Source organism: Rhizobium leguminosarum, from assembly GCF_004123835.1.
In the GTDB taxonomy this organism is placed as follows: Bacteria; Pseudomonadota; Alphaproteobacteria; order Rhizobiales; family Rhizobiaceae; genus Rhizobium; species Rhizobium leguminosarum_M.
In genome coordinates, this window is record NZ_MZMU01000015.1 from 253,491 (window position 1) to 277,535 (window position 24,045).

General features: G+C 62.2%; 23 protein-coding genes and 1 pseudogene. 13 read left to right on the forward strand and 11 right to left on the reverse strand.

Annotation, left to right across the window (positions count from 1 at the left end; all coding sequences use genetic code 11):
* The first annotated feature begins 115 nt into the window (after positions 1-115).
* The 5 genes from B5P46_RS23485 (at position 116) to hflX (ending at position 6,422) form a co-directional block, all read left to right on the forward strand.
* Positions 116-2,383: a sensor histidine kinase NtrY-like gene (locus B5P46_RS23485; RefSeq protein WP_129420809.1), complete on the forward strand. Its 2,268-nt coding sequence runs from the start codon at positions 116-118 to the stop codon at positions 2,381-2,383.
* A complete protein-coding gene (locus tag B5P46_RS23490) occupies positions 2,373-3,737 on the forward strand; it encodes a sigma-54-dependent transcriptional regulator (RefSeq protein ID WP_129420810.1) in 1,365 nt (454 codons plus the stop codon). Before B5P46_RS23485 ends, B5P46_RS23490 begins: the two co-directional genes overlap by 11 nt.
* A gap of 64 nt (positions 3,738-3,801) precedes the next feature.
* On the forward strand, positions 3,802-4,665 hold the full coding sequence (locus B5P46_RS23495) for a D-amino-acid transaminase (RefSeq protein ID WP_129420811.1): 864 nt from the start codon (positions 3,802-3,804) through the stop codon (positions 4,663-4,665).
* A gap of 111 nt (positions 4,666-4,776) precedes the next feature.
* Positions 4,777-5,019, forward strand: a complete 243-nt coding sequence (gene hfq, locus B5P46_RS23500; RefSeq protein WP_003539403.1) for an RNA chaperone Hfq — start codon at positions 4,777-4,779, stop codon at positions 5,017-5,019.
* 77 nt (positions 5,020-5,096) lie between these two features.
* On the forward strand, positions 5,097-6,422 hold the full coding sequence (hflX, locus tag B5P46_RS23505; protein ID WP_129420812.1) for a GTPase HflX: 1,326 nt from the start codon (positions 5,097-5,099) through the stop codon (positions 6,420-6,422).
* A 219-nt stretch (positions 6,423-6,641) separates the two neighbouring features.
* Here the strand turns inward: hflX and mazG are convergent, their stop codons facing one another.
* Positions 6,642-7,487 (reverse strand): nucleoside triphosphate pyrophosphohydrolase, encoded by an 846-nt coding sequence (gene mazG / locus B5P46_RS23510; protein ID WP_129420813.1) that lies wholly within the window; start codon positions 7,485-7,487, stop codon positions 6,642-6,644.
* 21 nt (positions 7,488-7,508) lie between these two features.
* Positions 7,509-8,096 (reverse strand): deaminase, encoded by a 588-nt coding sequence (locus tag B5P46_RS23515; protein WP_129420814.1) that lies wholly within the window; start codon positions 8,094-8,096, stop codon positions 7,509-7,511.
* A gap of 268 nt (positions 8,097-8,364) precedes the next feature.
* Here B5P46_RS23515 and cysG point away from each other — a divergent pair, with 268 nt between their 5' ends.
* From cysG to B5P46_RS23540, 5 genes are read left to right on the forward strand one after another with little or no spacing between them, the layout of a single operon-like run.
* Entirely contained in the window at positions 8,365-9,801 is a 1,437-nt protein-coding gene (gene cysG, locus B5P46_RS23520; protein WP_129420960.1) for a siroheme synthase CysG, read from the forward strand.
* Positions 9,802-9,803: 2 nt separating this feature from the next.
* The gene (locus B5P46_RS23525; RefSeq protein WP_011651871.1) at positions 9,804-10,118 is read left to right on the forward strand and encodes a DUF2849 domain-containing protein; all 315 of its coding nucleotides are present in this window, start codon (positions 9,804-9,806) and stop codon (positions 10,116-10,118) included.
* An 8-nt stretch (positions 10,119-10,126) separates the two neighbouring features.
* Positions 10,127-11,797 (forward strand): nitrite/sulfite reductase, encoded by a 1,671-nt coding sequence (locus B5P46_RS23530; RefSeq protein WP_129420815.1) that lies wholly within the window; start codon positions 10,127-10,129, stop codon positions 11,795-11,797.
* Positions 11,798-11,807: 10 nt separating this feature from the next.
* On the forward strand, positions 11,808-12,320 hold the full coding sequence (locus B5P46_RS23535; RefSeq protein WP_129420961.1) for a DUF934 domain-containing protein: 513 nt from the start codon (positions 11,808-11,810) through the stop codon (positions 12,318-12,320).
* Positions 12,321-12,358: 38 nt separating this feature from the next.
* Positions 12,359-13,570, forward strand: a complete 1,212-nt coding sequence (locus B5P46_RS23540) for a UbiH/UbiF family hydroxylase (RefSeq protein WP_129420816.1) — start codon at positions 12,359-12,361, stop codon at positions 13,568-13,570.
* On the opposite strand, the gene B5P46_RS23545 is transcribed toward B5P46_RS23540, so the two are convergent.
* From B5P46_RS23545 to B5P46_RS23555, 3 genes are all read right to left on the reverse strand, one after another.
* The gene (locus B5P46_RS23545) at positions 13,538-14,500 is read right to left on the reverse strand and encodes an AEC family transporter (RefSeq protein WP_129420817.1); all 963 of its coding nucleotides are present in this window, start codon (positions 14,498-14,500) and stop codon (positions 13,538-13,540) included. The genes B5P46_RS23540 and B5P46_RS23545 overlap by 33 nt on opposite strands.
* Before the next feature lie 221 nt (positions 14,501-14,721).
* Positions 14,722-15,657 carry an MBL fold metallo-hydrolase gene (locus B5P46_RS23550; RefSeq protein WP_129420818.1) on the reverse strand — a complete coding sequence of 312 codons (936 nt, stop codon included), beginning with the start codon at positions 15,655-15,657 and terminating at the stop codon, positions 14,722-14,724.
* Between the two features lie 416 nt (positions 15,658-16,073).
* A complete protein-coding gene (locus B5P46_RS23555) occupies positions 16,074-16,865 on the reverse strand; it encodes an SDR family NAD(P)-dependent oxidoreductase (RefSeq protein ID WP_129420819.1) in 792 nt (263 codons plus the stop codon).
* A 21-nt stretch (positions 16,866-16,886) separates the two neighbouring features.
* Here B5P46_RS23555 and B5P46_RS23560 point away from each other — a divergent pair, with 21 nt between their 5' ends.
* A complete protein-coding gene (locus B5P46_RS23560) occupies positions 16,887-17,087 on the forward strand; it encodes a hypothetical protein (RefSeq protein WP_129420820.1) in 201 nt (66 codons plus the stop codon).
* A 220-nt stretch (positions 17,088-17,307) separates the two neighbouring features.
* On the opposite strand, the gene B5P46_RS23565 is transcribed toward B5P46_RS23560, so the two are convergent.
* The 6 genes and pseudogenes from B5P46_RS23565 to B5P46_RS23590 all read right to left on the reverse strand — a co-directional run bounded on the left by B5P46_RS23565 (position 17,308) and on the right by B5P46_RS23590 (position 22,353).
* Positions 17,308-18,102, reverse strand: coding sequence for a potassium channel family protein (locus B5P46_RS23565; protein WP_129420821.1), 795 nt, complete (start codon positions 18,100-18,102; stop codon positions 17,308-17,310).
* A gap of 111 nt (positions 18,103-18,213) precedes the next feature.
* Positions 18,214-18,984, reverse strand: a complete 771-nt coding sequence (locus B5P46_RS23570; RefSeq protein ID WP_129420962.1) for an SDR family NAD(P)-dependent oxidoreductase — start codon at positions 18,982-18,984, stop codon at positions 18,214-18,216.
* Positions 18,985-19,232: 248 nt separating this feature from the next.
* A pseudogene (locus B5P46_RS35405) lies at positions 19,233-20,038 on the reverse strand (sulfite exporter TauE/SafE family protein).
* Positions 20,038-20,400: a YqaA family protein gene (locus tag B5P46_RS23580; RefSeq protein WP_129420822.1), complete on the reverse strand. Its 363-nt coding sequence runs from the start codon at positions 20,398-20,400 to the stop codon at positions 20,038-20,040. Before B5P46_RS23580 ends, B5P46_RS35405 begins: the two are co-directional and overlap by 1 nt.
* A complete protein-coding gene (locus B5P46_RS23585; protein WP_129420823.1) occupies positions 20,363-20,818 on the reverse strand; it encodes an NUDIX hydrolase in 456 nt (151 codons plus the stop codon). The genes B5P46_RS23580 and B5P46_RS23585 overlap by 38 nt, the downstream gene beginning before the upstream one ends.
* 83 nt (positions 20,819-20,901) lie before the next feature.
* The gene (locus B5P46_RS23590; protein WP_245456239.1) at positions 20,902-22,353 is read right to left on the reverse strand and encodes a CHAD domain-containing protein; all 1,452 of its coding nucleotides are present in this window, start codon (positions 22,351-22,353) and stop codon (positions 20,902-20,904) included.
* A gap of 140 nt (positions 22,354-22,493) precedes the next feature.
* Between B5P46_RS23590 and B5P46_RS23595 the strand changes: the two genes are divergently transcribed.
* Positions 22,494-22,949 carry an NUDIX hydrolase gene (locus tag B5P46_RS23595; protein ID WP_129420824.1) on the forward strand — a complete coding sequence of 152 codons (456 nt, stop codon included), beginning with the start codon at positions 22,494-22,496 and terminating at the stop codon, positions 22,947-22,949.
* Complete coding sequence (locus B5P46_RS23600; RefSeq protein ID WP_129420825.1) at positions 22,946-23,974, forward strand: extracellular catalytic domain type 1 short-chain-length polyhydroxyalkanoate depolymerase; 1,029 nt, start codon at positions 22,946-22,948, stop codon at positions 23,972-23,974. The genes B5P46_RS23595 and B5P46_RS23600 overlap by 4 nt, the downstream gene beginning before the upstream one ends.
* Positions 23,975-24,045 lie beyond the last annotated feature (71 nt).

The window sequence follows — 24,045 nt, forward strand, 5'->3', positions numbered from 1 at the left end:
GGTTTTGGACATTCGCTCCCGATCGAGTCGTTGTAGCGCTGGCTTTTTTAAGCCGGCGTTTGCTTGGTTTCGATCGGATGGCGAGGGCGGCGGGTGCCGTCTGAAGAGAGGCCGAATGACGCAGGATGGGGTATCGCCGGCGGCGGGCGAGACGGTGACGACGGTAACCGACCGCCGCGCCCTTTTTGCCGTGCCCGGCCTCGTACTCGCCGGCGGCGCGCTTCTCTGCGCTACGGTCACGCTTTTCGTGCTGCTCGGCCTGACGCCGATCGCCCCGACGTCGCATGTCGTCATCACCTCGGTGATCGTCAATTCCTTCTTTGTCCTGACGCTGCTCGCCTTGATCGGCCGCGAGGTGGCAAGGCTGCTGAAAGCCCGCACTCGTGGCCGCGCGGCAGCCCGCCTGCACATCCGCATCGTCGTGCTCTTTTCGATCGTGGCGATCACGCCGGCGATCCTCGTCGCCATCTTCGCCAGTATCACGCTGAATGCCGGTCTTGACCGCTGGTTTGCCTTGCGCACCCAGTCGATCGTCAGCTCGTCGCGCAATATCGGCCAAGCCTACATGATGGAGAATGCCAGCTACCTGCAGGGGCAGACGGTCTCCATGGCCAACGACCTGGAGCGCAACCGCGCGCTCTACAGCCTCGACAGGACGGGCTTTTCCGATCTGATGACCCGCCAGGCGAGGGGCCGCGGCCTGCTCGGCGCCTTCCTCGTCGAGCGCGACGGCTCAGTGATCGTCCAGGCCGATATCGCCACCGAAAAGCCGCTGCCGGCCATTCCGCAGGACGCATTGGAAAAGGCGGCCGCCGGCCAGCCGACGCTGATCCCGCCCGGCGTCACCAATCTCGTCGGCGCCATCATCAAGCTTGATGCCATCCAGGGCACCTTCCTCTATACCGTGCGCGCCGTCGATCCCAAGGTCATGGGCGCCATGCGCATGATGGAGGAGAACGCCACCGAATACCGCTCGATGGAGGCCAACCGCTTCTCGCTGCAGGTCGCCTTCGCCGTGCTCTATATCGGCTTCGCGCTGATCGTGCTCCTGGCGGCGATCTGGACCGCGATCGCCGTCGCCGACCGCATCGTCCGGCCGATCCGCCTGCTGATCACCGCCGCCGACAGCGTCGCATCGGGCAATATGGATATCGTCGTGCCGGTGCATGCGGTCGATGGCGACGTAGCCAATCTCTCGCGCACCTTCAACAAGATGATTTCGGAAATCCGCACCCAGCGCGACGAGATCCTGGAAGCCAAGGACGAGGTCGATGACCGCCGCCGCTTCATCGAAGCGGTGCTGTCGGGCGTCACCGCCGCCGTCATCGGCGTCGAGCAGGATCGCCGCATCGCCATCGTCAACAGTTCGGCCGAGACGCTGATGTCGCTGTCGGCCGACGAGATGCTCGGCAAGCAGCTGGTCGACATCGCGCCTGAGGTCGATCACGTGCTGACCGAGGCGGCGTCGCGTCATCGCGGCGATTTCCGCAAGCAGATCGCGTTGGTGCGTGGCGGCACTGTGAGGACGCTGAGCGTGCAGGTCACCCGCGAGGAAGTGCGCGACATGAGCGAATCTTACGTGATCACGCTCGACGACATCACCGATCTCGTCATCGCCCAGCGCTCGACCGCCTGGGGCGACGTGGCAAGGCGCATCGCCCATGAGATCAAGAACCCGCTGACCCCGATCCAGCTTTCCGCTGAGCGCATCCAGCGGCGTTACGGCAAGCAGATCGACCCGAACGACCGGACCGTCTTCGACCAATGCACCGATACGATCATCCGCCAGGTCGGCGATATCGGCCGCATGGTCGACGAATTCTCCGCCTTCGCTCGCATGCCGAAGCCGACCAAGGAGCCGAGCGATCTGCGCAATATCCTGCGCGACGCGATCTTCCTGCGCGAGATGGGCAACCATCACGTCACCTTCGAGCAGGATTTCGGCGACCAGCCGCTGGAGGGCCTGTTCGACAGCCGCATGCTCGGCCAGGCCTTCGGAAATCTCATCAAGAATGCCGTCGAATCGATCGAGGCCGTGCCGAGCGATGAGCGGGACGAACGCAAGATTCTCGTCCGCGCCGCACTCGATACCGGCCGCGACCGCTTCACCGTCGACGTGATCGACAATGGCCGCGGCCTGCCGGTGGAGAACCGCCACAGCATTCTGGAACCCTATATGACGATGCGCGAGAAGGGCACCGGCCTCGGCCTCGCCATCGTCAAGAAGATCATCGAGGAACATGGCGGGCAGCTCGAGCTGCATGATGCGCCCGCCGATTTTGACCGGGGAAGAGGGGCCATGATCCGCGTGCATCTGCCACGCCTTGATCCAACGCCTGCTGCTCCCGCATCTAATGACAAGGAAAGCGTTTATGGCCTCTGATATTCTCGTCGTCGACGATGAGCACGATATTCGCGAGATCGTTTCCGGCATTCTCTCGGACGAGGGACACGAGACGCGCACGGCCCATGACAGCGACAGCGCACTGGCGGCGATTTCCGATCGCGTGCCGCGGCTGATCTTCCTCGATATCTGGATGCAGGGCAGCAAGCTCGATGGCCTGTCGCTGCTCGACGAGATCAAGACCCGCCATCCGGAATTGCCCGTCGTGATGATTTCCGGCCACGGCAACATCGAGACCGCCGTCTCGGCGATCAAGCGCGGCGCCTTCGATTTCATCGAGAAGCCCTTCAAGGCCGACCGGCTGATCCTGATCGCCGAACGCGCGCTGGAGAATTCCAAGCTGAAGCGCGAGGTTTCAGATCTGAAGCGCCGCACCGGCGACGCGCTGGAGCTGATCGGCACCTCGGTCGCCGTTTCGCAGCTGCGCCAGACGATCGAGAAGATCTCGCCGACCAACAGCCGCATCATGATCCTCGGCGCCTCCGGCTCCGGCAAGGAGCTGGTGGCGCGGATGATCCACAAGAAGTCGGCCCGCGCCAACGGCCCCTTCGTTGCGATCAACGCCGCCAACATCACGCCTGAACGCATGGAGGTGGCGCTGTTCGGCACCGAGGGCACGCCCGGCCAGGCGCGCAAGATCGGCGCGCTCGAGGAAGCCCATCGCGGCATCCTCTATCTCGACGAAGTCGGCGAAATGCCGCGTGAGACGCAGAACAAGATCCTGCGCGTGCTGGTCGATCAGCAGTTCGAGCGGGTCGGCGGTTCCAAGCGCGTCAAGGTCGATGTCCGCATCATCTCCTCGACCGCCTATAATCTCGAAAGTCGCATCGCCGAAGGATGGTTCCGCGAGGATCTCTATCATCGCCTTGCCGTCGTGCCGGTGCGTGTGCCCGCACTTGCCGAACGGCGAGAGGACATTCCCTTCCTCGTCGATCAGCTGATGCGCCAGATATCAGAGCAGGCCGGCATCCGTCCGCGCCGCATCGGCGACGACGCCATGGCGGTGCTGCAGGCGCATGATTGGCCCGGCAACATCCGCCAGCTGCGCAACAATATCGAGCGGCTGATGATCCTTGCCCGCACCGACGGGCCGGATGCGCCGATCACCGCCGACATGCTGCCGACCGATCTCGGCGACATGCTGCCGAAGGTGTCCGCCAAGAACGACTATCACATCATGACGCTGCCGCTGCGCGAAGCCCGCGAGATGTTCGAGAAGGATTATCTGATCGCACAGATCAACCGCTTCGGCGGCAACATCTCGCGCACCGCGGAATTCGTCGGCATGGAGCGTTCGGCGCTACACCGCAAGCTGAAGTCGCTCGGCGTCTGAGTGTATCCGGCGCGGCCGCCGCCGCGCCGCGTCCTATATTGCTTCCCGGAAGACCAGGTTTCCCATGCCGAGAATTGCCTATGTGAATGGCCGTTACGTCAAGCATTCCGATGCCAGCGTGCATATCGAGGATCGCGGCTACCAGTTTGCCGATGGCGTCTACGAGGTCTGCGAAGTGCGCCACGGCTATATCGTCGACCTCACGCGCCATCTGAACCGTCTCGACCGTTCGCTTGGTGAGTTGCGCATCGCCTGGCCGATGGGCCGGGCGGCGCTGACGCAGATCATTCGCGAGACGCTGCGTCGCAACCATGTCCGCAACGGGCTTTTCTATATGCAGGTGACGCGCGGCGTCGCCCGCCGCGATCATGTCTTTCCGGCCGAGGGTACGCCGCCCTCGCTGGTGATTACCGCCAAGAGCACCGATGCCAGGATCATCGCCGCCAAGAACGCCAACGGCATCAAGGCGATCACCCTTGTCGACAATCGCTGGGACCGCGTCGACATCAAGTCCGTCGGCCTGCTGCCGAATGCCATGGCCCGCCAGCAGGCCAAGGAGGCCGGCGCCCAGGAAGCGATCTATGTCGACGGCGACGGCATGGTAAAGGAAGGGGCGGCGACCAATGTCTGGATCGTCGATCCGGACGGAACCCTGGTGACGCGACCGGCCGAACACGGCATCCTGCGCGGCATTACCCGCACCACTCTGATGGATGTCGGAGCCAAGCTGGGGTTGAGTATCGCGGAGCGGAATTTCTCCGTTTCGGAGATGCTCGCAGCCCGCGAGGTCTTCCTCACTGCAGCCACAAGCATTTGTTTTCCGGTCGTTTCCGTCGATGGCCAGCCCATTGCCAACGGCCATCCGGGCAGCGTCTCGCAGAAAGTCCGCGAGGCCTTTTTCGACGTTGCGGAAAAGATTGCGATTTGATACCAAGATTTGCTGGACAGGTGGATGAGGATGCCACCGGTCTTCGCATGGTGAGGTTGATTGATATTCTACCGGCCAGATCAGGTCGGCAATAAAGAAAGAAGCGGCGCGATGGCGGAACGTTCTCAGAATCTTCAGGACTTATTTCTCAATACTGTTCGCAAGCAAAAGATTTCCCTGACAATCTTTCTGATCAACGGCGTGAAACTCACGGGCGTTGTTACGTCTTTTGACAATTTCTGTGTTCTTCTTCGCCGTGACGGCCATTCGCAGCTCGTGTATAAGCATGCGATCTCGACGATCATGCCGGGCCAGCCCATGCAGATGTTCGAGAGCGAAGAAGCAGCGTCCTAACAGGATCAGCCGTCATTTCGACACGCGATACCAAGAACGATTCGATCATCCCTGAGGCCGCCAAGCACAGGGACGACATGCGCGCGACTGTCGTCGTGCCGGTTCTGAAATCGCGCAGTCGCGGCGGCCAGAGTGAATCGGCCTCGACCCGCACGCCGGAAAGCCGTCTCGAAGAGGCGACCGGCCTTGCCCAGGCGATCGACCTCGATGTCGTCAATGGCTCGATCGTCCCGGTCAATGAGCCGAGACCGGCCACACTGCTCGGCACCGGCAAGATCGAGGAGATCAAGGCGCTGCTCGACGAGCGCGATTCCGGTCTCGTCATCGTCGATCATCCGTTGACGCCGGTGCAGCAGCGCAACCTCGAAAAAGAATGGAACGCCAAGGTCATCGACCGGACGGGCCTCATCCTCGAAATCTTCGGCCGCCGCGCCTCCACCAAGGAAGGCACGCTGCAGGTCGATCTCGCCCATCTCAATTATCAGAAGGGTCGCCTGGTCCGAAGCTGGACCCACCTTGAACGCCAGCGCGGCGGTGGCGGCTTCATGGGCGGCCCCGGCGAAACCCAGATCGAAGCCGACCGGCGGATGCTGCAGGACCGCATCATCAAGCTCGAACGCGAGCTGGAGCAGGTCGTGCGCACCCGCCAGCTCCACCGTGCCAAGCGCCGCAAGGTGCCGCACCCGATCGTGGCGCTGGTCGGTTATACCAATGCCGGCAAGTCGACGCTGTTCAACCGCATCACCGGCGCCGGCGTGCTGGCCGAGGACATGCTGTTTGCCACGCTCGACCCGACGCTTCGGCGCATGAAGCTGCCGCACGGCCGCACCGTCATCCTGTCCGACACCGTCGGCTTCATCTCCGATCTTCCAACCCATCTGGTCGCCGCCTTCCGGGCAACGCTCGAAGAGGTGCTGGAAGCCGATCTCATCCTGCATGTCCGCGACATGTCCGATGCCGACAACCAGGCGCAGAGCTCCGACGTGATGCGCATCCTCAACGACCTCGGCATCGACGAGGCCGAAGCGCAGAAGCGGCTGATCGAGGTCTGGAACAAGATCGATCGGCTGGAGCCCGAGGTGCACGACACCATGGTGCAGAAATCGGTCGGCGCCAGCAACGTGGTCGCGGTTTCCGCCGTCAGCGGCGAGGGCGTCGACACGCTGATGGAAGAGATCAGCCGCAGACTGTCAGGCGTGATGACCGTGGCAACGATCCGCCTTCCGGTCGACAAGTTGGCGCTGCTACCCTGGCTTTACGATCACGCGATCGTCGACAGCCGCGAGGATAATGAGGACGGCACGATCACCCTCGATCTGCGCCTCTCCGAAACCGAGGCAACCGAACTCGAACGCCGCATCGGCAACGGACAGAAGCCTTCAAAGGAAGATTGGGAGCGGTAAGGCGCTCCCTTCTCCCCAGCGGGGGTCCGAAGGACGGGTCGAGACCCGTGGCTCGACCCCGGTCGGTGGCCCGAAGCGTCGGATGAGGGGGCCACACGGCACGCCCTTCATGCCCTTCGCTTGCGCTCAGCGCATTCGCTCCTGTCGTCGCTCACCCCCTCATCTGCCTGCCCGCATCTTCTCCCCGTTGGGGAGAAGGGAGATGTGGCAACGTTCCGCTCACTCAGCGCCCGATGTCACGGCCCGCTCAATCGCCTTCGCCGCCTGCCAAATTTCCTCCATCCGCTCCAGCGTCGCAGCTTCCAGCGTATCACCTTCTGCTTCAAGAACCTGTTCTATATGGCTGAACCGACGCCGGAATTTCGTATTTGTCCCGCGCACTGCTTGTTCCGGATCGGCCTTGACGTGCCGGCCGATATTGACGACCGCGAAGATCAGGTCGCCGAGTTCGTCGCTGACCTTTGCCTGATCTCCTTCGCGAAGGGCTGCCCGCAATTCGCCGATCTCCTCCTCGATCTTATCGAGGATCGGCTCGGGTGCTGACCAGTCGAAGCCGACCTTGGCGGCGCGTTCCTGCAGCTTCAGGGCTTCCGTCAGAGCCGGGAAGCTACGCTGCACGGAACCGAGGAAGCCGCTATTGAAGTCCTCGGTGATGCCGCGCCGTGATCGCCGCTCGGCGCGCTCGCGTTTCTCTGCCTGCTTGATCTCGTCCCATTGTCTCTTCACCGCGTCCGGCGTATCCGCCGCCGAGCGGGCAAAGACGTGCGGGTGGCGACGGATCATCTTGGCGGTGATGGCGTTGACCACGTCGCCGAAGGAAAATTCGCCGGCCTCCTCGGCCATGCGCGCGTGAAAGACCACCTGCAGCAGCAGATCGCCCAACTCGTCGCAGAGGTCGTCCATATCGCCGCGCTCGATCGCGTCGGAGACCTCATAGGCCTCCTCGATCGTATAGGGCTTGATCGTCTCGAAGTTCTGTTCGATGTCCCAGGGGCAGCCGGTTTCGGGATGGCGCAGCGCCGCCATGATCTCGATCAGCCGCGAAATGTCTTTGGAAGGTTGCATGTTGCCTCAGGTCAACGGGCTTCAGTTTAGTGGAATGTCGTTGGCGCTCTTCGACGACTGGTAGCTGGTCGACAGCGCGTCGTAGCGCGCCTTGATGCGGGCGGTCTGCGTCTTCAGTGCGGTCTTCAGCTGAGCCTCCTCGGTCTCGACGAGATCGGCGATGGCAAAGCTGTTCCAGAAGGCGTTTTGCCTGCGATAGCCGCCGGGTTCAAGCCCGAAGACCTCCTTCAGGATCTTCAGGTCGTGCGGAATGGCGAAGGCGTCGCGAGAATCCTCATGGCTGAAAAAATAGTAGAAATTGTCGAAGCCGGCCCAGGTGATCGCCGACATGCACATGGTGCAGGGTTCGTGCGTCGACAGGAAGATCAGATCCTTGGTCGGCGGCTTGTCGCCAAGCTCGTAGAAACGCTTCAGCGTATGAACCTCGCCGTGCCAGAGCGGGTTCTCCAGCTCGTTATTTGTCTCGGCGACGACAAGCGAAAGATCGGATTTCCTTAAGATCGCCGCACCGAACACCTTATTGCCAAGCGAAACGCCACGCTCCGTCAGCGGCAGGATATCGTCTTCCATGACCGAAAGCAGGCGGGAGGCAATGGTCTTATCAGGCATGTGGGCCCTCCAGTTTTCCTCAGTCTATCGCCTTGGCGGCGCGAGCGAAATGCGTCAAGCACCAGTGGACGTCTTTTGTCACAGGCTTTATACTGCACTGCAGCAAGCGGGCTGGGAATATGCGGCTTTTTGGCCGCACGGGTGACTTTTCTCAAATCACTGTCGGCACGAGCAAAAGAATACCCGCTTGCTTGGGCTTTCGAATTTCTGTTCCTTCAATCCCTTGTCGATCAAGGGCATATTCCGGCAACCTCGAAGTGGATTGATGATGCCTCCCAAGACTGAACAGCTTTCGGTATTTCCCGCCTTCTTTCGCGTGGAAGGCCAGAAGACGGCTGTCTTCGGCAATGGCGACGAAGCTTTCGCCAAGGTGCGGTTGCTGCTCAACACGCGGGCGCGCATCATTGCCTATGCCGACCGGCCGGAAGCCGATTACCATGCTTTCCTGATCGCCAACCGTATCGAGACCGTGCGCGCTGCCTTCTCCGCCGAACAGGTCGAGGGTTCAGTACTCGTCTTCGCCGCAACCGGCAATGAAGCTGATGACCGCAGCATCGTCGACGCTGCGCGTGCCGCCAGAATTCCGGCCAATGCCGTCGATCAGCCCGATTACTGCGATTTCTTCACGCCGGCGCTGGTCAACCGCGCGCCCGTCGCCGTTGCGATCGGCACCGAAGGGGCAGGGCCGGTTCTGGCGCAGATGATCCGCGCGCAGATCGACCAGCTGCTTTCGCCCTCGCTCGGCCGCCTTGCCGGGCTGGCAACGAGCTACCGCAAGGCCGTCGAACAACTGGTTCCCAGAGGCGTCTCTCGCCGCGTCTTCTGGCGCCGCTTCTTCTCCGGCCCCGTTGCCGATGCGGTCGCCAACGGCAACCTGCCGCAGGCCCAGCATGCCGCCGACCGGCTGCTGCATTCCATGGATCGGGTTGCCGGCCATGTCTGGCTCGTTGGCGCCGGCCCGGGTGCCGAGGATCTGCTGACGCTGCGCGCCCAGCGCGTGATGATGGAGGCCGATGTCATCGTCTATGATGCGCTGGTGCCGCAGGCGATCGTCGATATGGGCCGCCGTGATGCCGAGCGGCTTTCCGTCGGCAAGCGCAAGGGCTGCCACTCGAAGTCCCAGGAAGAGATCAACGACCTGCTGGTCGATCTCGGCCGCCAGGGCAAGCGTGTCGTCCGTCTGAAATCCGGCGATCCCCTGGTCTATGGCCGGGCAGGGGAAGAGATGGCGGCACTGCGCGCTGCCGGCGTCACCTATGAGGTCGTGCCTGGTATCACCTCGGCCTTCGCCGCCGCTGCCGATTTCGAGCTGCCGCTGACACTGCGCGGCGTCGCCTCCTCGCTGGTCTTCACCACTGGCCATGATCTCACCGGCGACGTGCTGCCCGATTGGGCAAGCCTTGCCGTTTCCGGCGCGACGATCGCCGTCTATATGGGCCGCACGGTCGCCGCCTCCGTTGCCGAGCGGCTGATGCAGGCGGGCATTCCGTCTGAGACCACCGTTGCCGTCATCGAAAATGCCAGCCGCGCTGAGCGCCGCCTGCTGCATGGCACGCTCGCCGATCTGCCTGATCTGCAGCACCGCGACGAGTTGACCGGGCCTGTCATGGTCATTATCGGCGATGCGGTCGCCGGCGCCAATTTCGAACTGTCCGAGCCCCTGGTGCGCGCAAATGCCCGGCTCGAGGAACTTGCAAGGAGCTGAATATGGGTGACAAGGTTCTGACCGCCAACCGGCTGACGGACGGCATTGCCGTCTGGCTGGATGCGAACGGCAAGTGGTCCACCTCGCTGCAGGAGGCGCTCGTTGCCCGTCATGCCGAGGCCGTTGCGGCGCTGGAGGCGATCGGCAAGAAATCCTATGCCGACAACGAGGTCGTTGACGTCGCCGTCGTCGACGTTCAGGAAACCAACGGCATTCTCTGGCCGCTTCGCCTTCGCGAGCGCATCCGCGCGCAAGGCCCGACCATGGAATATGCCCCGGGCTACGCTCCTGCCGATCCCGAATTCATTGCAGTCTGAGGAAGACGATGTACCGTTACGACGAATTTGACCATGCCTTTGTTACCGAGCGCGTCGAGCAGTTTCGCGATCAGGTCCAGCGCCGGCTTTCCGGTGAGTTGGCCGAGGATGCGTTCAAGCCGCTGCGCCTGATGAACGGCGTCTACCTGCAGCTCCACGCCTACATGCTGCGCATCGCCATTCCGTACGGCACGCTGAGCTCGCGCCAGCTGCGCATGCTCGCCCATATCGCCCGCACCTATGACCGCGGTTATGGCCACTTCACCACGCGCCAGAACCTGCAGTTCAACTGGCCGAAACTGTCCGATATTCCCGATGCGCTGGCCGACCTTGCCAGCGTCGAGATGCATGCGCTGCAGACCTCGGGCAACTGCATCAGAAACGTCACGGCCGATCACTTCGCCGGTGCCGCCGCCGATGAGATCGCCGATCCACGTCCTTACGCCGAAATCCTGCGCCAGTGGTCGTCGGTCCACCCGGAATTCTCCTTCCTGCCGCGCAAGTTCAAGATCGCCGTCACCGGCGCCGAGCGTGACCGCGCCGCAATCCAGGTCCATGATATCGGCCTGCACGTGAAGACGAACGACAAGGGCGAGATCGGCTTTGCCGTCTATGTCGGCGGCGGCCAGGGCCGTACGCCAATGATCGCCAAGCTGATCCGCGACTTCCTGCCCGAGGAAGACCTGCTCTCCTACACCACGGCAATCGTGCGCGTGTACAATCTGCACGGCCGCCGCGACAACAAGTACAAGGCCCGCATCAAGATCCTGGTGCACGAAACCGGCACCGAGGAGCTGACGCGCCAGGTGGAGGCTGAATTCGCCGCGCTGAAGGATACCGAGCTCAAGCTGCCGGAAAAGGACGTGCAGTCGATCGCTGCCTATTTCGCGCCGCCGGCACTGCCCGAACGCGCCGAAGGCTGGGAAAACCTCGCCCGCTGGAAGAAGGCCGATTCCGGTTTCTCCCGCTGGGTCCAGCAGAACGTGCAGCCGCACAAGAACCCCGATTACGGCATGGTGACGATCTCGTTGAAGCCGATCGGCGGCATTCCGGGCGACGCCTCGGATGCACAGATGGATGCGATCGCCGATCTTGCCGAGGAATATGCCTTCGACGAAATCCGCGTCAGCCATGAGCAGAACCTGATCCTGCCGCATGTGGCGCTTGCCGATCTCGAAGCCGTCTATCGCGGCCTCGTCGCCATCAATCTCGCCGAAGCCAATGCCGGCCTGATCACCGACATCATTGCCTGTCCCGGGTTGGACTACTGCGCGCTCGCCAATGCGCGCTCCATTCCGCTGGCGCAGGAAATCTCCCGCCGCTTCGGCAATGCCGAACGCCAGGCCGAGATTGGCGAGCTGAAGATCAAGATCTCCGGCTGCATCAATGCCTGCGGCCATCACCATGTCGGCCATATCGGCCTGCTCGGTGTGGAGAAGAAGGGCGCCGAACTCTACCAGATCACGCTCGGCGGCTCCGGTGACGAACATACCTCGATCGGTGAGATCATCGGCCGCGGCTTCGAGCCGGACCGGGTGACCGACGCGATCGAGACGATCGTCGACACCTATCTCGGCCTGCGCCTCGATCAATCCGAGAACTTCCTCGCCGCCTATCGCCGTGTCGGACCGCAGCCGTTCAAGACTGCGCTCTACGGCTCGGCCGCCGAAGCGGCATAAGGAGGGGATGATGACGAAGATCTGGAGAGAAACCGGTTTTGTCGAAAACGATCCCTGGGTGATCGAGTCCGACGAGGTGAAGGCGACCGAGGAGCAGAAGCCGCTGCTCGGCCTCGACGAACTGATCGCCAGGGCCGACGAAAGCAACGATGTCGGCCTCGGCGTGCTGATCAAGCCGGCCGACGACGTGCGCCGGCTGGAGCCCTATCTCTATCGCCTCGAAATCGTCGCCGTCGCCTTTCCGGCTTTCAACGACGGCCGCGCCTTCAGCCATGCCTCGCTGCTGCGCCAGCGCCTCGGCTACACCAACGAGCTGCGCGCCGTCGGCGACGTGCTGATCGATCAGGTGCCGCTGATGCTGCGCGTCGGCATCGACAGCTTTGCCGTCACCAACGCCACGGCGCTGAAGCGGCTTTCCGAAAACCGCCTTCCCGCCATTCCCCATCATTATCAGCCGGCGGTGCGTGACGCCGACGCTGGCAAGGGCTATAGTTGGCGCCGTCAGGCGAAGCCGGCCGCATAAGCGGCCAGTCCGCCTATTTACGATGGCGGAACGGTAGCATGAAGACATTCGAAGTGGCGGTGGTTGGTGGCGGTCTCGCTGGCATGATCGCCGCAATCGCGCTGGCGCGCGGCGGCCGCAGCGTGGCGCTGGTGGCCCCTGTTGCTCCCAAGGAGGACCGGCGCACCACGGCGCTGATGGATCAATCGATCCGCTTCCTCGACCGCCTGGCGCTCTGGGAAAAACTCCGCCCCGCAGCCGCTCCTCTCGCCAGCATGCGCATCGTCGACGGCACCGATAGGCTGCTGCGCGCGCCGACCACCACCTTCCGCGCGGCCGAGGTCGGCCTTGATGCCTTCGGCTATAATTTCCCCAACAAGGCGCTGACCGGCATTTTGGAAGAAGCGGCCGCCGGCGAGGGCAATATCACCCGTTTCACCGATATGGCCGAATCGATCGAAATATCGGCTGAAGCCGTCTCGATCACGCTTGCCGGCGGCGAGACGCTCTCTGCAGATTTTGCCGTCGGCGCCGATGGCCGCGGCTCGAAGCTGCGCGAGACATCCGGCATTACAGTGCGCAACTGGTCCTATCCGCAATCGGCCATGGTGCTGAATTTCGCCCATTCCCTGCCGCACCAGAATATCTCGACCGAATTTCACACCAAACACGGCCCCTTCACCCAGGTGCCGCTGCCGGGCAGCCGCTCCAGCCTCGTCTGGGTGCAGGATCCCGCTGAGGCGGCGAGCCGCGCGGAATTGCCGCTTGCCGAGCTCGGTGCTCTTGTCGAGGCGCGCATGCAGTCCATGCTCGGCAAGGTTGATGTCGAGGAGGGCGTCCAGGTCTGGCCGCTCTCCGGCATGATGGCGCATCGTTTCGGCAAGGGGCGCATCGCGCTGATCGGCGAGGCCGCGCATGTCTTCCCACCGATCGGGGCCCAGGGGCTGAACCTCAGCCTGCGCGATATCATGGCGCTTGCCGATATCCTGTGCGACAGGGCGGAGTTGCCGGTGCCGGCCGATGCCGGCGAAAGCTTCGACCGCAAGCGCCGCGCCGATATCATGACGCGCACGGCCAGTGTCGATATTCTAAACCGCTCGCTGCTTTCGGATTTCCTGCCCGTCCAGATGCTGCGGGCCGCCGGCCTGCATATCCTCTCGGCCATACCGCCGCTGCGCAATATCGTCATGCGTGAGGGCATCGAGCCCGGCCGCGGCTTTCGCGATATTCCGGATGCGCTACGGGAAAAGCTGAAGCGGAAGAAGGCCTGATCGGATCACGATCAGCCAAAGCGAAACGCTCACCACCGAAAACACCGTGGTGATCAGGATCGTCGCCGAGGCGCGCTCCTGCCAAACGCCATATTGCTGGCCGATGACGAAGACGTTGGTCGCCGTCGGCAGGCAGGCGAGCAGCACGGCCGCCTGGATCCACACCGGCTCGAAACCACCCACCGCCGTCAGCGCAACGAAGACCGCGATCGGATGCAGGATCAGCTTCGCCGGCACGATATAGGAGATCTCGGCCGGGATCCGCTTCAGAGGCCGCAGCGCCAGCGTCACGCCCATGGCAAAGAGCGCGCAGGGCGCCGCCGCCTGGGCGAGATAGTCGACGAGGCGCTGAAACGCCAGCGGCGGGTCGAGATGCAGGGCAGCCACCGCAAAGCCCAGCACCATCGACAGGATGAAGGGATGCAGCCCAACCTTCCGCACGATGTCAGCGACAAGCCGGTTGAGCGAACGCTTGTCGTCGCCGGCTGCCGCCATCAGCGCCGGCGCCACGATGAAATGCAGCGCGTTCTCGAAGCAGATGATCAGCGCCACCGGTACGGCTGCGCCTTCGCCGAGCGCCAACAGCGCCAGGCCCGGCCCCATATAGCCGATATTGCCATAGGCGCCGGCAAAGGACTGGATGGTGCAATCGGCAAGCGAATTGCCGCGCACGACGCGGCCGATGACGAAAAGCAGGATGAAGACCGCATAGGTCGCCGCAATATCGGTGACGATGAAATCGACGCGCGTCAGCTCTTCGATCGGCGTGCGCGAGACGAGCTTGAAGAACAGAGCGGGCAGGGCGGCATAGATGATGAAGGTGTTCAGCCAGCCGAGCGCTTCGGCCGGCTGCTTGGTCGCCTTGGCGGGGATGTAGCCGATCAGGATCAGGCCGAAGAACGGCAATAGCAGGCTGACAATATCGGCCAAGAGGTCTTCCAGTACGCGGGGATGATCGGCGGGTCAGGATCTGACTTAAGCAATTCCAGCAAAAGTGTGTAGCGGTTTTTCGTCCGGAATTGCGCAGAAACAAGAGCAATTCCAGCAAAAGTGTGTAGCGGTTTTTGCGTTCGGAATTGCTCAAAAACAAGCCAGTAGAGCGTGGACTCATTCACGCGATGAGCACACGCTCTACGACCCCCAACAATCGATCAGTAGTCCCAGAAGGCCGCCACCCAACGAAAGGCGTCGCCGTCCACCGCCACCCGGCCGACGGAGGGGAACGGCAGGTGAGTGGCCACCAGCTGCTCGCCGGTCTCCGCCAGTTCCCGCAACAGACGGACCCGAACGCGAGCCGCCTCCTCGGGGTCGTGTTCGAAGCCGTTGTACCAGTCCGGATGTTCAAACCCGACCGCGAACACGGCGTCGCCGGCAAACATTAGCCTGTCGCCGCCGGAGGCCAGGCGGATCACGCTGTGGCCGGGGGTGTGGCCGCCGGTGCGATGGACGACCACGCCCGGCGCCACCTCGTACTCATCATCGAACAGCCTGAGATGGCTGCGATACTCTTTGGCGAACCGCTTGGCGGTCGCCCGAAGCGCGTCCGGGAAGCCCGGCGGCATGGAGACCCGGGAGAAATCGGGCGCCTCCCAGAACTTGACCTCTGCCGCCGCCACGTGGATCCGCAGGTCCGGACGCAGCTGGTCCTTCACTCCGTCGACGAGCAGCCCGCCGATGTGGTCCATGTGCATGTGGGTCAGGACCACGTCGGTCACCGACGCAAGATCGATGCCAGCGGCCTCCAGTCGCTTGATCAGCTGCCCGGCCCGCGGCAGGTGCAAGTCCGGGTCGAGCCCCAGCCCGGCGTCGAGGAGTATGGTCTGGTCGCCGCTGCGTACCACGACCACGTTCAGCGCCCAGTCGAAAGCGTCCGCTGGGAGGAACATGTCTTTCAGCCAGGCCGCTCGGACGGCGGGATCGATGTTGTGTCCCAGCATCGCGGTCGGGAGCGGTAGCACTCCGTCGCTGACCACCAGCACCTCAATCTCGCCGACCTGCACCGCGTAGCGCGACGGAACCAATTCGTCGAGCCGAGGTCTGCCGGTGTGTGCGGTGTTTTCCAGGCTCATATTTGTCTCAAGGTTCATGTTCGTCTCCTTCTGACCGCCGCCTTAAACACGGCATCGACGACGCTACATGGAGCCGTGTTTGCGATCGATTGGGTCGAGGGATAAGGGCGGGTGGGGCCGAGGGACAGGACAAGCCATACCACGGAATAGGTGCAGGCCCCGCTTTTGCTGTCGGCGGCGTGCTGATGGGCGGAGTCGATCAGATCAGCGAACGCGGCAAGCCTGTGACTGGGCTCGCCACAAATGTCATTTTTGACAGTCGAGGCCGGACATGATGCCGTTTTCTCCGCTGCCGGGAGGCACCTTGCCGGGCCAACGGACCATAGCGGGCGCGCGAAGGCTGCTTCGGAAAGCTGCCAAATAGCCCGCCACTGCAGCGCATCGCGGAGACAACTTCCGACGAAGACGGTGCAGTGGCCGGTCGGTGGCGTCCGTCAGAGCGTGTCGATCAGGCCTCCGTCCACACGCATCGAAGCCCCGGTCGTTGCGGACGCCAAAGGGGAGGCCAGATAGGTGACGAGATTGGCAATTTCCTCGACGCTCGCGGCGCGTTGGATGATCGAACCGGCGCGGTGCTTCTTGACGAAGTCCGCCGCCACCTCCTCGATCGGTTTCCCCGTCTTCGCACGTTCCTCGGCGAGCATCGCCTCGACGCCTTCGGACAGCGTGGGGCCGGGAAGGACGGAGTTCACGGTAACGCCCGTGCCAGCCATGCGCTTGGCAAGGCCGCGGGCAACCGCGATGTCTGCGGTCTTGCTGACACCGTAGTGGATCATCTCGACCGGAATGTTAAAGCCGGATTCAGACGCGATGAAGATGACGCGGCCCCAATCGAGCTTCTGCATGCCCGGAAGATATGCGCGCGAAAGCCTGACGGCGGACATAACGTTCACCTGCCAGTGTCGGTCCCATACCTCGTCGTCCGCATCGAAGAAGTCTAGCGGCTGGAAGATGCCCGCGTTGTTGATGAGGATGTCGACGTCAGGAACTTGGGCGACAAGAGCGTCACATCCGCCAGCGGTCGCGAGATCCGCTGCCGCCGCGGTTACGCTTCCCTTGGCGCCTTCGCCTTTCAGGCGGTCGGCGGCCTTCGCGGTCTTTTCTTCGGACCGGCCATTGACCACCACGTCCGCACCCGCCCTCGCGAGCTGGCGGGCGATTGCGTATCCAATGCCTTCAGTGGATCCGGTAACCAGAGCGGTCTTGCCTGTGAGGTCGATCTGCATCTTCTGCTCCTGTGAGGTTGGATGACAGAACGTATGAACTGGCGACCGATCTCGCAACAGCCCACGATGAGGATAATCCTCTCGCGACAGGATGATGTCGGCGGCGGCGTGCTCGCCGGGATGGGCGGGCTGCAATCCGACGGACCCGATTTGAAATGGTGCGCCGGGGCGCAAACCAATGAGCTGGCACAACAACATCTGCGGGGCTGCGCTCCAACCTGAAGACGTGGCTCGCTTGCAAGATTCCACGTTCATTGGTTGTCCCAATACGATCTTAGGCGCCCTCTTAGAGCAATTCCAGGAAAAGTGCGAAGCGGTTTTCCGTCCGGAATCGCGTAAAAACAAAAAGTTAGAGCGATTCTGCGTTTCCGTGAAAAGCTGAACCGCTCTAGACAACGACTGCGTGCGAATTCCTAGCGTATCGTCTAGCCAGGATCGACGGTCACGATCCCTCGTCCGGTATGTTCAAGACCTCTCCGCACGCCTTGCAATGAACGGCGTCCGCGTCATGGCGCTGAAGGCCGCATCGGTGGCAGGAATAGGTCACTTTGTGAGGGCGGACGACTGCCTGAGCAAGCCTGACGAATAGGGAGATGCCGACGATCATCGTCACAACGGAAGTGAGCTTGCCCAGCGTTCCCGGAAGCGTGATGTCTCCGAATCCCGTCGTCGTCACCGTCGCGACCGTGAAATATAGCGCATCGACGAATCCTTCGCTTCCCTCCCTGTTGTAGAAGAAGGACGTATAGACGAACCCGGTTGCCATGAAGAGGAACACAAGGAGATTGATCACCGCCCGGACGACGTCGAGAAGGTATAAATAGCCGGCCTTGCGTAGCAAGTCCTTGAGCAGCGGACTGGTGCCGATCGCCCAGAGCCGCATGATCCGCAGGAAAGCGAAATTGAAGAGCAGGTCCGGCAGCAACAGAGTGGCCAGCACCACGAAGTCGATCCAGGTCATCGGCCGCCGAAGCCACTCGCGCAAAGAGAATGCGGCGACCGCCCGGCCGACCATCTCGGCGGCGATCCACACTGCTATCGCATAGTCGATAATCAGATAGGACGGACCGGATCGCAGGTACGGGCCGAGCAGGAAGAAGGCGAGAATGGCGACGTCAATGGCAGCAAATATCAGCCGAAGGGCGACCGCCTGCCTGCCGTCGGCCCTATCGAGCCTTCGCAGCACCTGACGAAGCGAATTCTGCCGAGAGCCGTCGCCGGATTCGAAGATTTTCATCCAGTGAATGTAGATCCCTCATCGGCGTCCGCAAGTCGCCCGAAGAGATCCTTGCCCGGCAAATCGTTGTTCTCGTCTGGACAGGAGTTGCCCTGCAGGGGCGCCTCGATCTCAGGCGACGGACCATCCACCGTCCACCAGCAGGTTCGCGCCGGTGATCAGGCTCGCAGCCGGTGATGCAAGGAAGACTACGGCACCCACCACATCATCGGTTTCACCGATCCGCCCGAGCGGAATGTGACCGAGCGTCGCTTCGCGATTGTCGGCATCGGATAGAAAAGGTGCTGTGCCATCGGTGTGAATGAACGTTGGCGATACGGTATTTACGGTGACATCATAGCGTGCCCATTCGGCTGCAAGGCAGCGCGTGAGGTGATTGATTGCCGCCTTACTCATGCAATAGATTGCCTCGCCGCGCAGTGCCACGGTACCGGCCTGTGAGCTGATGTTGATGATCCGGCCCCCATTGCGCTTGATCATGTGCCGGCCCACAGCCTGCGTCATCAGAAAGGTACCCTTGATGTTGACATCGAGTATCTCGTCAAGATCCTTCTCCTCGACGAGTTCTGCGAGATTGCCCGGAGCCACGCCGACATTGTTGACGAGGACGTCGATCCGGCCGAACGTCGCAAGCGCCGCGTCGACGGCTTGTGCGATATGGGCCTTGTTGGGAATGTCCAATTCAACGGGCAGAACTTTTCGTCCCGTGCCCTCCAGTTCGGCAACCAGGCTCGCCGACGCTGCGACATCGCGGACGCCTAAAACAATATCGGAACCTGCTGCGGCACAGGCAAGTGCGCAAGCTCGACCGATGCCACGGCTCGCTCCCGTCACTAAGGTCACCTTGCCCTCAAGGCTGAAGTCCGGCGCATTCTTCTGCATCATGATGCCTCCCTCGCTGAAGCTCATTTATGGCAGCGTCGGCGTGCGGATGCCAGATATTCTGCGAGTGCGGAGGAGTGCCCTTTGACAACTGGGCTATCCCGCAACGTGGGACGCTTTTCTCGAAAGGCCCCCGCAAAAAGCCGGATTGCCCGTCGGTTCCTGCACACGACGAGCGACGGCGCGGGAGGAAACGGAGGACCCCACGCACCACCTGTCACATGCCTGGAAAATCGGCAACCGGTGGCCTAGCCGATCTGCATCAGGATCGGAAAGGTCTGCTGGAACCAGATCGCCACATTGCTGACCCATCCGAACAGGAAGGCGAGACCGGCCCACCTCGAAAGCTCGAACCCAGCGACCGCGAGAAGGATCGCTCCGGCGACGGCCTCGATCGATTTGGAGGCCGCCGCAAGCAGCCGCGGTCTGCTGCGCATCAGTCGCCCGAGTTGCTCCCTGAAGGCGACCGCCAGAAGTGCGACCGCCGATAGCGTCAGGCAGACGCCGATCATCATCGACACCGCGAAGAGCAGTCCCGTGACGACGACCTGGTGGATTATCGCAAAGGTCATCACGAAGAGCGTCAGAGGACAGGGGATGAGACCGGCAAGGAATCCTACGACGACGCCTTCGCTGCTCGAATGGGTGTGGGCGTGGCGGAACAGCGCGCTGCCGAGCATCCACAGGCCGATCACGCCGAGCAGTCCACGGCTGAGCGCCTGGAGGGCGGGAGCCGAGCCCGCGTCGACGAAGGAATGCGAGACCAGCGGCAGGGCGAGCAGCGCGATCAGGACCGCCATGGACACATGCGTGAACGACAGCGCCATCGACACCAGCAGCGCCTTGTGCGCCTTCATCGAAGAGCCCGTGAGATAGGTGGCGAGGACCGACTTGCTGTGACCGGGCGTCAGGGCGTGGACTGCACCGAAGGCAATTCCCATCGGCAGGAATGCCAGAAAGGCGAGCCAGCCGCCGCCCTGCGCGAACGCTTGATGTGGTCGGCGAAGGCCAAATAGATGTCGCGCTGGAATTCGACGATCTGCTGCCGGGGCATCAGGCCAGTCCCGTGGTTGCCGCTGCCAGCACGATATAGCGTCCGGCCTTGGCGATCGCCACCAGGAGGACGAAGTTCGGGAGCGGCTCGCGCAACACGCCGGCGACGACGGTGATCGGATCGCCGACGATCGGCAGCCAGCTCGCCAGCAGCGACCACTTGCCATATCGGCGGTACCATCGCTGGCCGCGTTCCAGCGCGCCGGGTTTGACAGGGAACCGGCGGCGGCTTCGAAAGCGTTCGATCCATCTGCCGAGAAACCAGTTGACGGTGGATCCGAGGACGTTTCCGGCGCCCCGAGATCGATAATCCGCGACCGTCGAGCTAGGGAAGCCGCCCCCCGCGCTCGAACATCCGTCCAAACTTCAGCAGCAGGCGCTCAAGGTCCGGCTCGTCTACGCGGCGCGCGGCCTCAATCGGCGTCAGCCACACGGAGTCTCGCTCCGCCATTTCGGGAAAGCGCTTTCGGCTACGGCGGACCTCCAGTAGGAAGACAGCAACGACTGGTCGCGCTCCACTTCCGTCCTGCATCAGCTTGTCATAGAGGAACTCGCCGAAGGGCTTCTTCTTCGCCCTCCCGATCACGCCAGCTTCCTCCCAGGCCTCACGTTCTGCCACCTTGCGCGGCTTCAGACCTGATATCGGCCAGCCCTTCGGGATCATCCAACGTCTCGTCTCCCGCGTCGTGATGAGAAGCACCTGTGGCCCCTTGGCTGTGTTTCGGAAACACAATGCACCATACTGCTGGATCGGCTTCGGATAGACGTCAATCTCATTCATCGTGTCTGCTCATGTTCATCGACGTTCTCGACCGTGGCGGATAGACCGGGGTTCCTTCGCTCAAGGTTCGTGGCGTCCTCATGTCAGCGCCAGAAGCGCTTCGTGTCGATGACCTCATCGACTGAGGACTGCGCCATGCCGATCAACGCATTCTTGTCATCGTGGGAAACGACAGAATCTCGAGCAGGGTGGTCGGCCAGTCCATGCTGCTCAAGCACGTCCGGTCCCGTTGCCAGATCGTTCAACGCTCCAAGATGGTCCTGCAGCTCCTCCATCGCTGCGATAAATTTCCGGTGCCGACGGGCGCCGCGCTTGTCGTCGAACAGCGATCCGAAGAACTCGGCCGCGTAGCGAAGCTTCTTAGCGTCCTTGCGAACCTGGTGACGATGCTCGTCGTCGGTCTCAGCCAGCGCACTGCCATGCTTTTTCAGCTTCTTACGCATCTTGTCGAGGGCCTTCGCGGCAAACTGCGAAGCCGACGCGTCCTCGGAAGTTGCGCCACCGCCGCCAGCGCGATCGGTGTCACATTGAAGCCACTCGTTGAAATCGAGCATCAGGGCGCGCGCTCTCGCGGATTCCAGCGCCTCGACAGCGTCGCCGTAGGCCGTGTTGCGGGCATCCTTGAGCTTGGCCCGAAGGTCGGAGTCCTTCGCTTTCATCAGCAGGACGTCGAGATTACGCGCTTCACCTAGGATGCCAGCGAGCCAGCGAAGCTCCCCCTGCAGCCTACTCGGCTCGTCGCCCGTCAAGAGCGGTTTGAACAGCGAGAACGCAGAGCGGAGACGCCGCAGAGCTACCCGCGCCTGATGAAGGGCTTCCGAATTTCGTCGCTGGAGAAGGATCTCTTCGTTGAGACGGAACTGCCGAAAGCAGGACGCGGCGATCTCTCGAAAGGCGGCAGACGCCTTGATGCTTCGTTCGAGATTCAGGCGCTCTGCCTTGAACATGAATTGCTGCCTGTCCAGAAGCGCGAGGCCCCGTTCTGACTTGGACTGAATGCCGAACCGGAAAGGCGCGATCGCGTCGATCTTACGAATGAAGATGAACAGGTCTTTCGGATCGCCGTCCTTCAGTTCGACTTCGATTTCCTGAACAGGCGAGCGCCTGTTGCCAGACACTACGTCTCCCCGATCGACGACCACCTCCAGCCGAGAGCCGTTCAACTCGATGTTCCAGACGCGGCGCTCAATGAACACGGTGAAAGCGGCTTCCACCTCAAGTTCCGGTCCGAACTCGCTTATGAGGGGGCTCGTATGGTCGAGGACCGGTTCATTGCCTTCAATGGGAGTCTCCCATTCTGAACGGACAAACAGTGATTTCGCCGGTCCGGATGCCTTCACAGTCTGGACGTGGGAAGCGCCGGTAGAGCGGATACGCAGAGAGAACCCTTCCTGCGACAGGCGGCGATCATCCGTCTCGAAATAGGTCGATGATTGTTGCAGTATCTCCTGAGGATCTCCGAAAAGATCGGAACCCAGGAGGCGCTCAAGGGGTTCGTCAGAGAGGTCGAGCTTGATTTCGATTTCCGATGGCAAGGCAGGCTCCATTCTGATTGGACGCTCATCAACGCTGGAGGTCCCGTCATAGTTCGGTCGCGTCACGACGTGATGAAGCAAACTGGACTCTTCAACGTTGCCCAGCTAGCTTGCGCGGGCTTCGAAACCGGAGGCGGACGATGCTCAACGAAAACGCCCAGACGGAACTTACGAAAACCGTGTCTGGTCGCGATGTCGCGCAGGCTGGTGCTCTCTGCTACCGTCGGAACGAAAACGGTGGAGTTGAAGTCCTTTTTGTAGGCAGCCGACGGAACGGTCGATGGGGCATTCCGAAGGGGCACGTCGAAGGTGGTGAGGTCAGCAGCGCCGCGGCGCTGAGAGAGGCGTTCGAGGAGGCCGGGGTCGCAGGCGTCGTCGACAAGACCGTGTTCGGTACGTTTTCTTATCGGAAGGACACGAGTCCCAACCAATACCACGTGGCCGTCCATCTTCTTAAGGTCTCGAGGATCGCGGACAAGTTTCCGGAGAAGGATGTCCGAAAGACACGGTGGTTCCCCTTGGAGACCGCGCTGCGGGAAGCGGCGCAGCCGGGCTTGCGGATGCTGTTGTCGCAGCTCGAGTCCGTGGGCGTATGAAAGTCGGTTTCGGCAAATCGCTAGCCCGGGTCCTCAAATCCCAGAAGAAATTCAGCAGGCTGATCGAGAAGGCCCTCAAGGCGCCGCGAAACAAGGCGAAACGCGCGACGCCGACACCCCGTGCCGCGAAACCGACTCTGGTCGAGACGACCGCATTTGGAAGCAATCCCGGCCGCCTGATCATGAAAACCTTCGTGCCGACAGCGCGGCTGCCGAAAAACCCGGCACTTGTGGTCGCGCTTCATGGTTGCCGACAAACACCCGAAAGCCTGGATAGTGCCGCTGGCTTCTCCAAACTCGCAAAAGAACGCGGCTTCGTTCTCCTTTATCCTGAGCAGAGAAGCGCCAATAATTCGCAACGATGCTTCAACTGGTTCCGCCCAAGCGCCGTCGCCAGAGACCGCGGAGAAATGCTCTCCATCAAGCAGATGATCGAACATGCTTGCGAAAGACATCGCATCGACCGCTCGAGGATCTTTATCGCAGGATTGTCTGCTGGCGGAGCGATGACGGCCGCGCTCGTTGCCAACTATCCCCCAATGTTCGCAGGCGCCGCGATCATCGCAGGCATGCCCGTCGGATCGGCCCGAGATGCGATGTCCGCACTACGAGCGATGAAGTCGGGCGCGACGCCGCCGCCCGGCGGCTGGGGCCGAGCTGTTACGAAGATCTCTTCCGAGGTCAAGGCGTGGCCCGCGGTAACGATCTGGCAGGGCATGGACGATAGGACTGTGAACCCGGTCAACGCGAGCGCATGCATAGCACAGTGGCTCGAAGTCCAGGGCATCGACGAAGGCAGCGGACGTGCGGCGGAAAAACCGTGGGGCAGATTGCAGTCGTGGCGGGCCGCAGACGGTCTGAAGCTGGCCTTTTATTCGGTTAGGAACATGGGGCACGGGCTTCCAATCAAAATGCGGGACGCTGCGAAGTCGAGACGATCTGGAGACCCTTACGTCATTGCGGCAGAGATTTCGGCTCCAGCAGAATTGCTGCGACTATGGGGCTTGAAGAGACCTATGCTATAGTCGAAAACGCTGTGGCTAGGCCAAATTTTGTCTATTCCCGTTAAAGCAAGGTCATTGACCTGCGGCCCTCT

Excerpts from the sequence above, each read along its gene's own strand:
- B5P46_RS23565 (WP_129420821.1), bottom strand. The coding sequence starts at position 18,102 with ATGAAAATCTTCGAATCCGGCGACGGCTCTCGGCAGAATTCGCTTCGT.
- B5P46_RS23585 (WP_129420823.1), bottom strand. The coding sequence starts at position 20,818 with ATGAATGAGATTGACGTCTATCCGAAGCCGATCCAGCAGTATGGTGCA.
- B5P46_RS23560 (WP_129420820.1), top strand. The coding sequence starts at position 16,887 with ATGACAGAACGTATGAACTGGCGACCGATCTCGCAACAGCCCACGATG.
- B5P46_RS23570 (WP_129420962.1), bottom strand. The coding sequence starts at position 18,984 with ATGCAGAAGAATGCGCCGGACTTCAGCCTTGAGGGCAAGGTGACCTTA.
- B5P46_RS23595 (WP_129420824.1), top strand. The coding sequence starts at position 22,494 with ATGCTCAACGAAAACGCCCAGACGGAACTTACGAAAACCGTGTCTGGT.
- B5P46_RS23535 (WP_129420961.1), top strand. The coding sequence starts at position 11,808 with ATGACGAAGATCTGGAGAGAAACCGGTTTTGTCGAAAACGATCCCTGG.
- B5P46_RS23525 (WP_011651871.1), top strand. The coding sequence starts at position 9,804 with ATGGGTGACAAGGTTCTGACCGCCAACCGGCTGACGGACGGCATTGCC.
- hfq (WP_003539403.1), top strand. The coding sequence starts at position 4,777 with ATGGCGGAACGTTCTCAGAATCTTCAGGACTTATTTCTCAATACTGTT.
- hflX (WP_129420812.1), top strand. The coding sequence starts at position 5,097 with ATGCGCGCGACTGTCGTCGTGCCGGTTCTGAAATCGCGCAGTCGCGGC.
- B5P46_RS23540 (WP_129420816.1), top strand. The coding sequence starts at position 12,359 with ATGAAGACATTCGAAGTGGCGGTGGTTGGTGGCGGTCTCGCTGGCATG.
- B5P46_RS23495 (WP_129420811.1), top strand. The coding sequence starts at position 3,802 with ATGCCGAGAATTGCCTATGTGAATGGCCGTTACGTCAAGCATTCCGAT.
- B5P46_RS23600 (WP_129420825.1), top strand. The coding sequence starts at position 22,946 with ATGAAAGTCGGTTTCGGCAAATCGCTAGCCCGGGTCCTCAAATCCCAG.
- B5P46_RS23550 (WP_129420818.1), bottom strand. The coding sequence starts at position 15,657 with ATGAACCTTGAGACAAATATGAGCCTGGAAAACACCGCACACACCGGC.
- cysG (WP_129420960.1), top strand. The coding sequence starts at position 8,365 with ATGCCTCCCAAGACTGAACAGCTTTCGGTATTTCCCGCCTTCTTTCGC.
- B5P46_RS23530 (WP_129420815.1), top strand. The coding sequence starts at position 10,127 with ATGTACCGTTACGACGAATTTGACCATGCCTTTGTTACCGAGCGCGTC.
- B5P46_RS23485 (WP_129420809.1), top strand. The coding sequence starts at position 116 with ATGACGCAGGATGGGGTATCGCCGGCGGCGGGCGAGACGGTGACGACG.
- mazG (WP_129420813.1), bottom strand. The coding sequence starts at position 7,487 with ATGCAACCTTCCAAAGACATTTCGCGGCTGATCGAGATCATGGCGGCG.
- B5P46_RS23555 (WP_129420819.1), bottom strand. The coding sequence starts at position 16,865 with ATGCAGATCGACCTCACAGGCAAGACCGCTCTGGTTACCGGATCCACT.
- B5P46_RS23515 (WP_129420814.1), bottom strand. The coding sequence starts at position 8,096 with ATGCCTGATAAGACCATTGCCTCCCGCCTGCTTTCGGTCATGGAAGAC.
- B5P46_RS23490 (WP_129420810.1), top strand. The coding sequence starts at position 2,373 with ATGGCCTCTGATATTCTCGTCGTCGACGATGAGCACGATATTCGCGAG.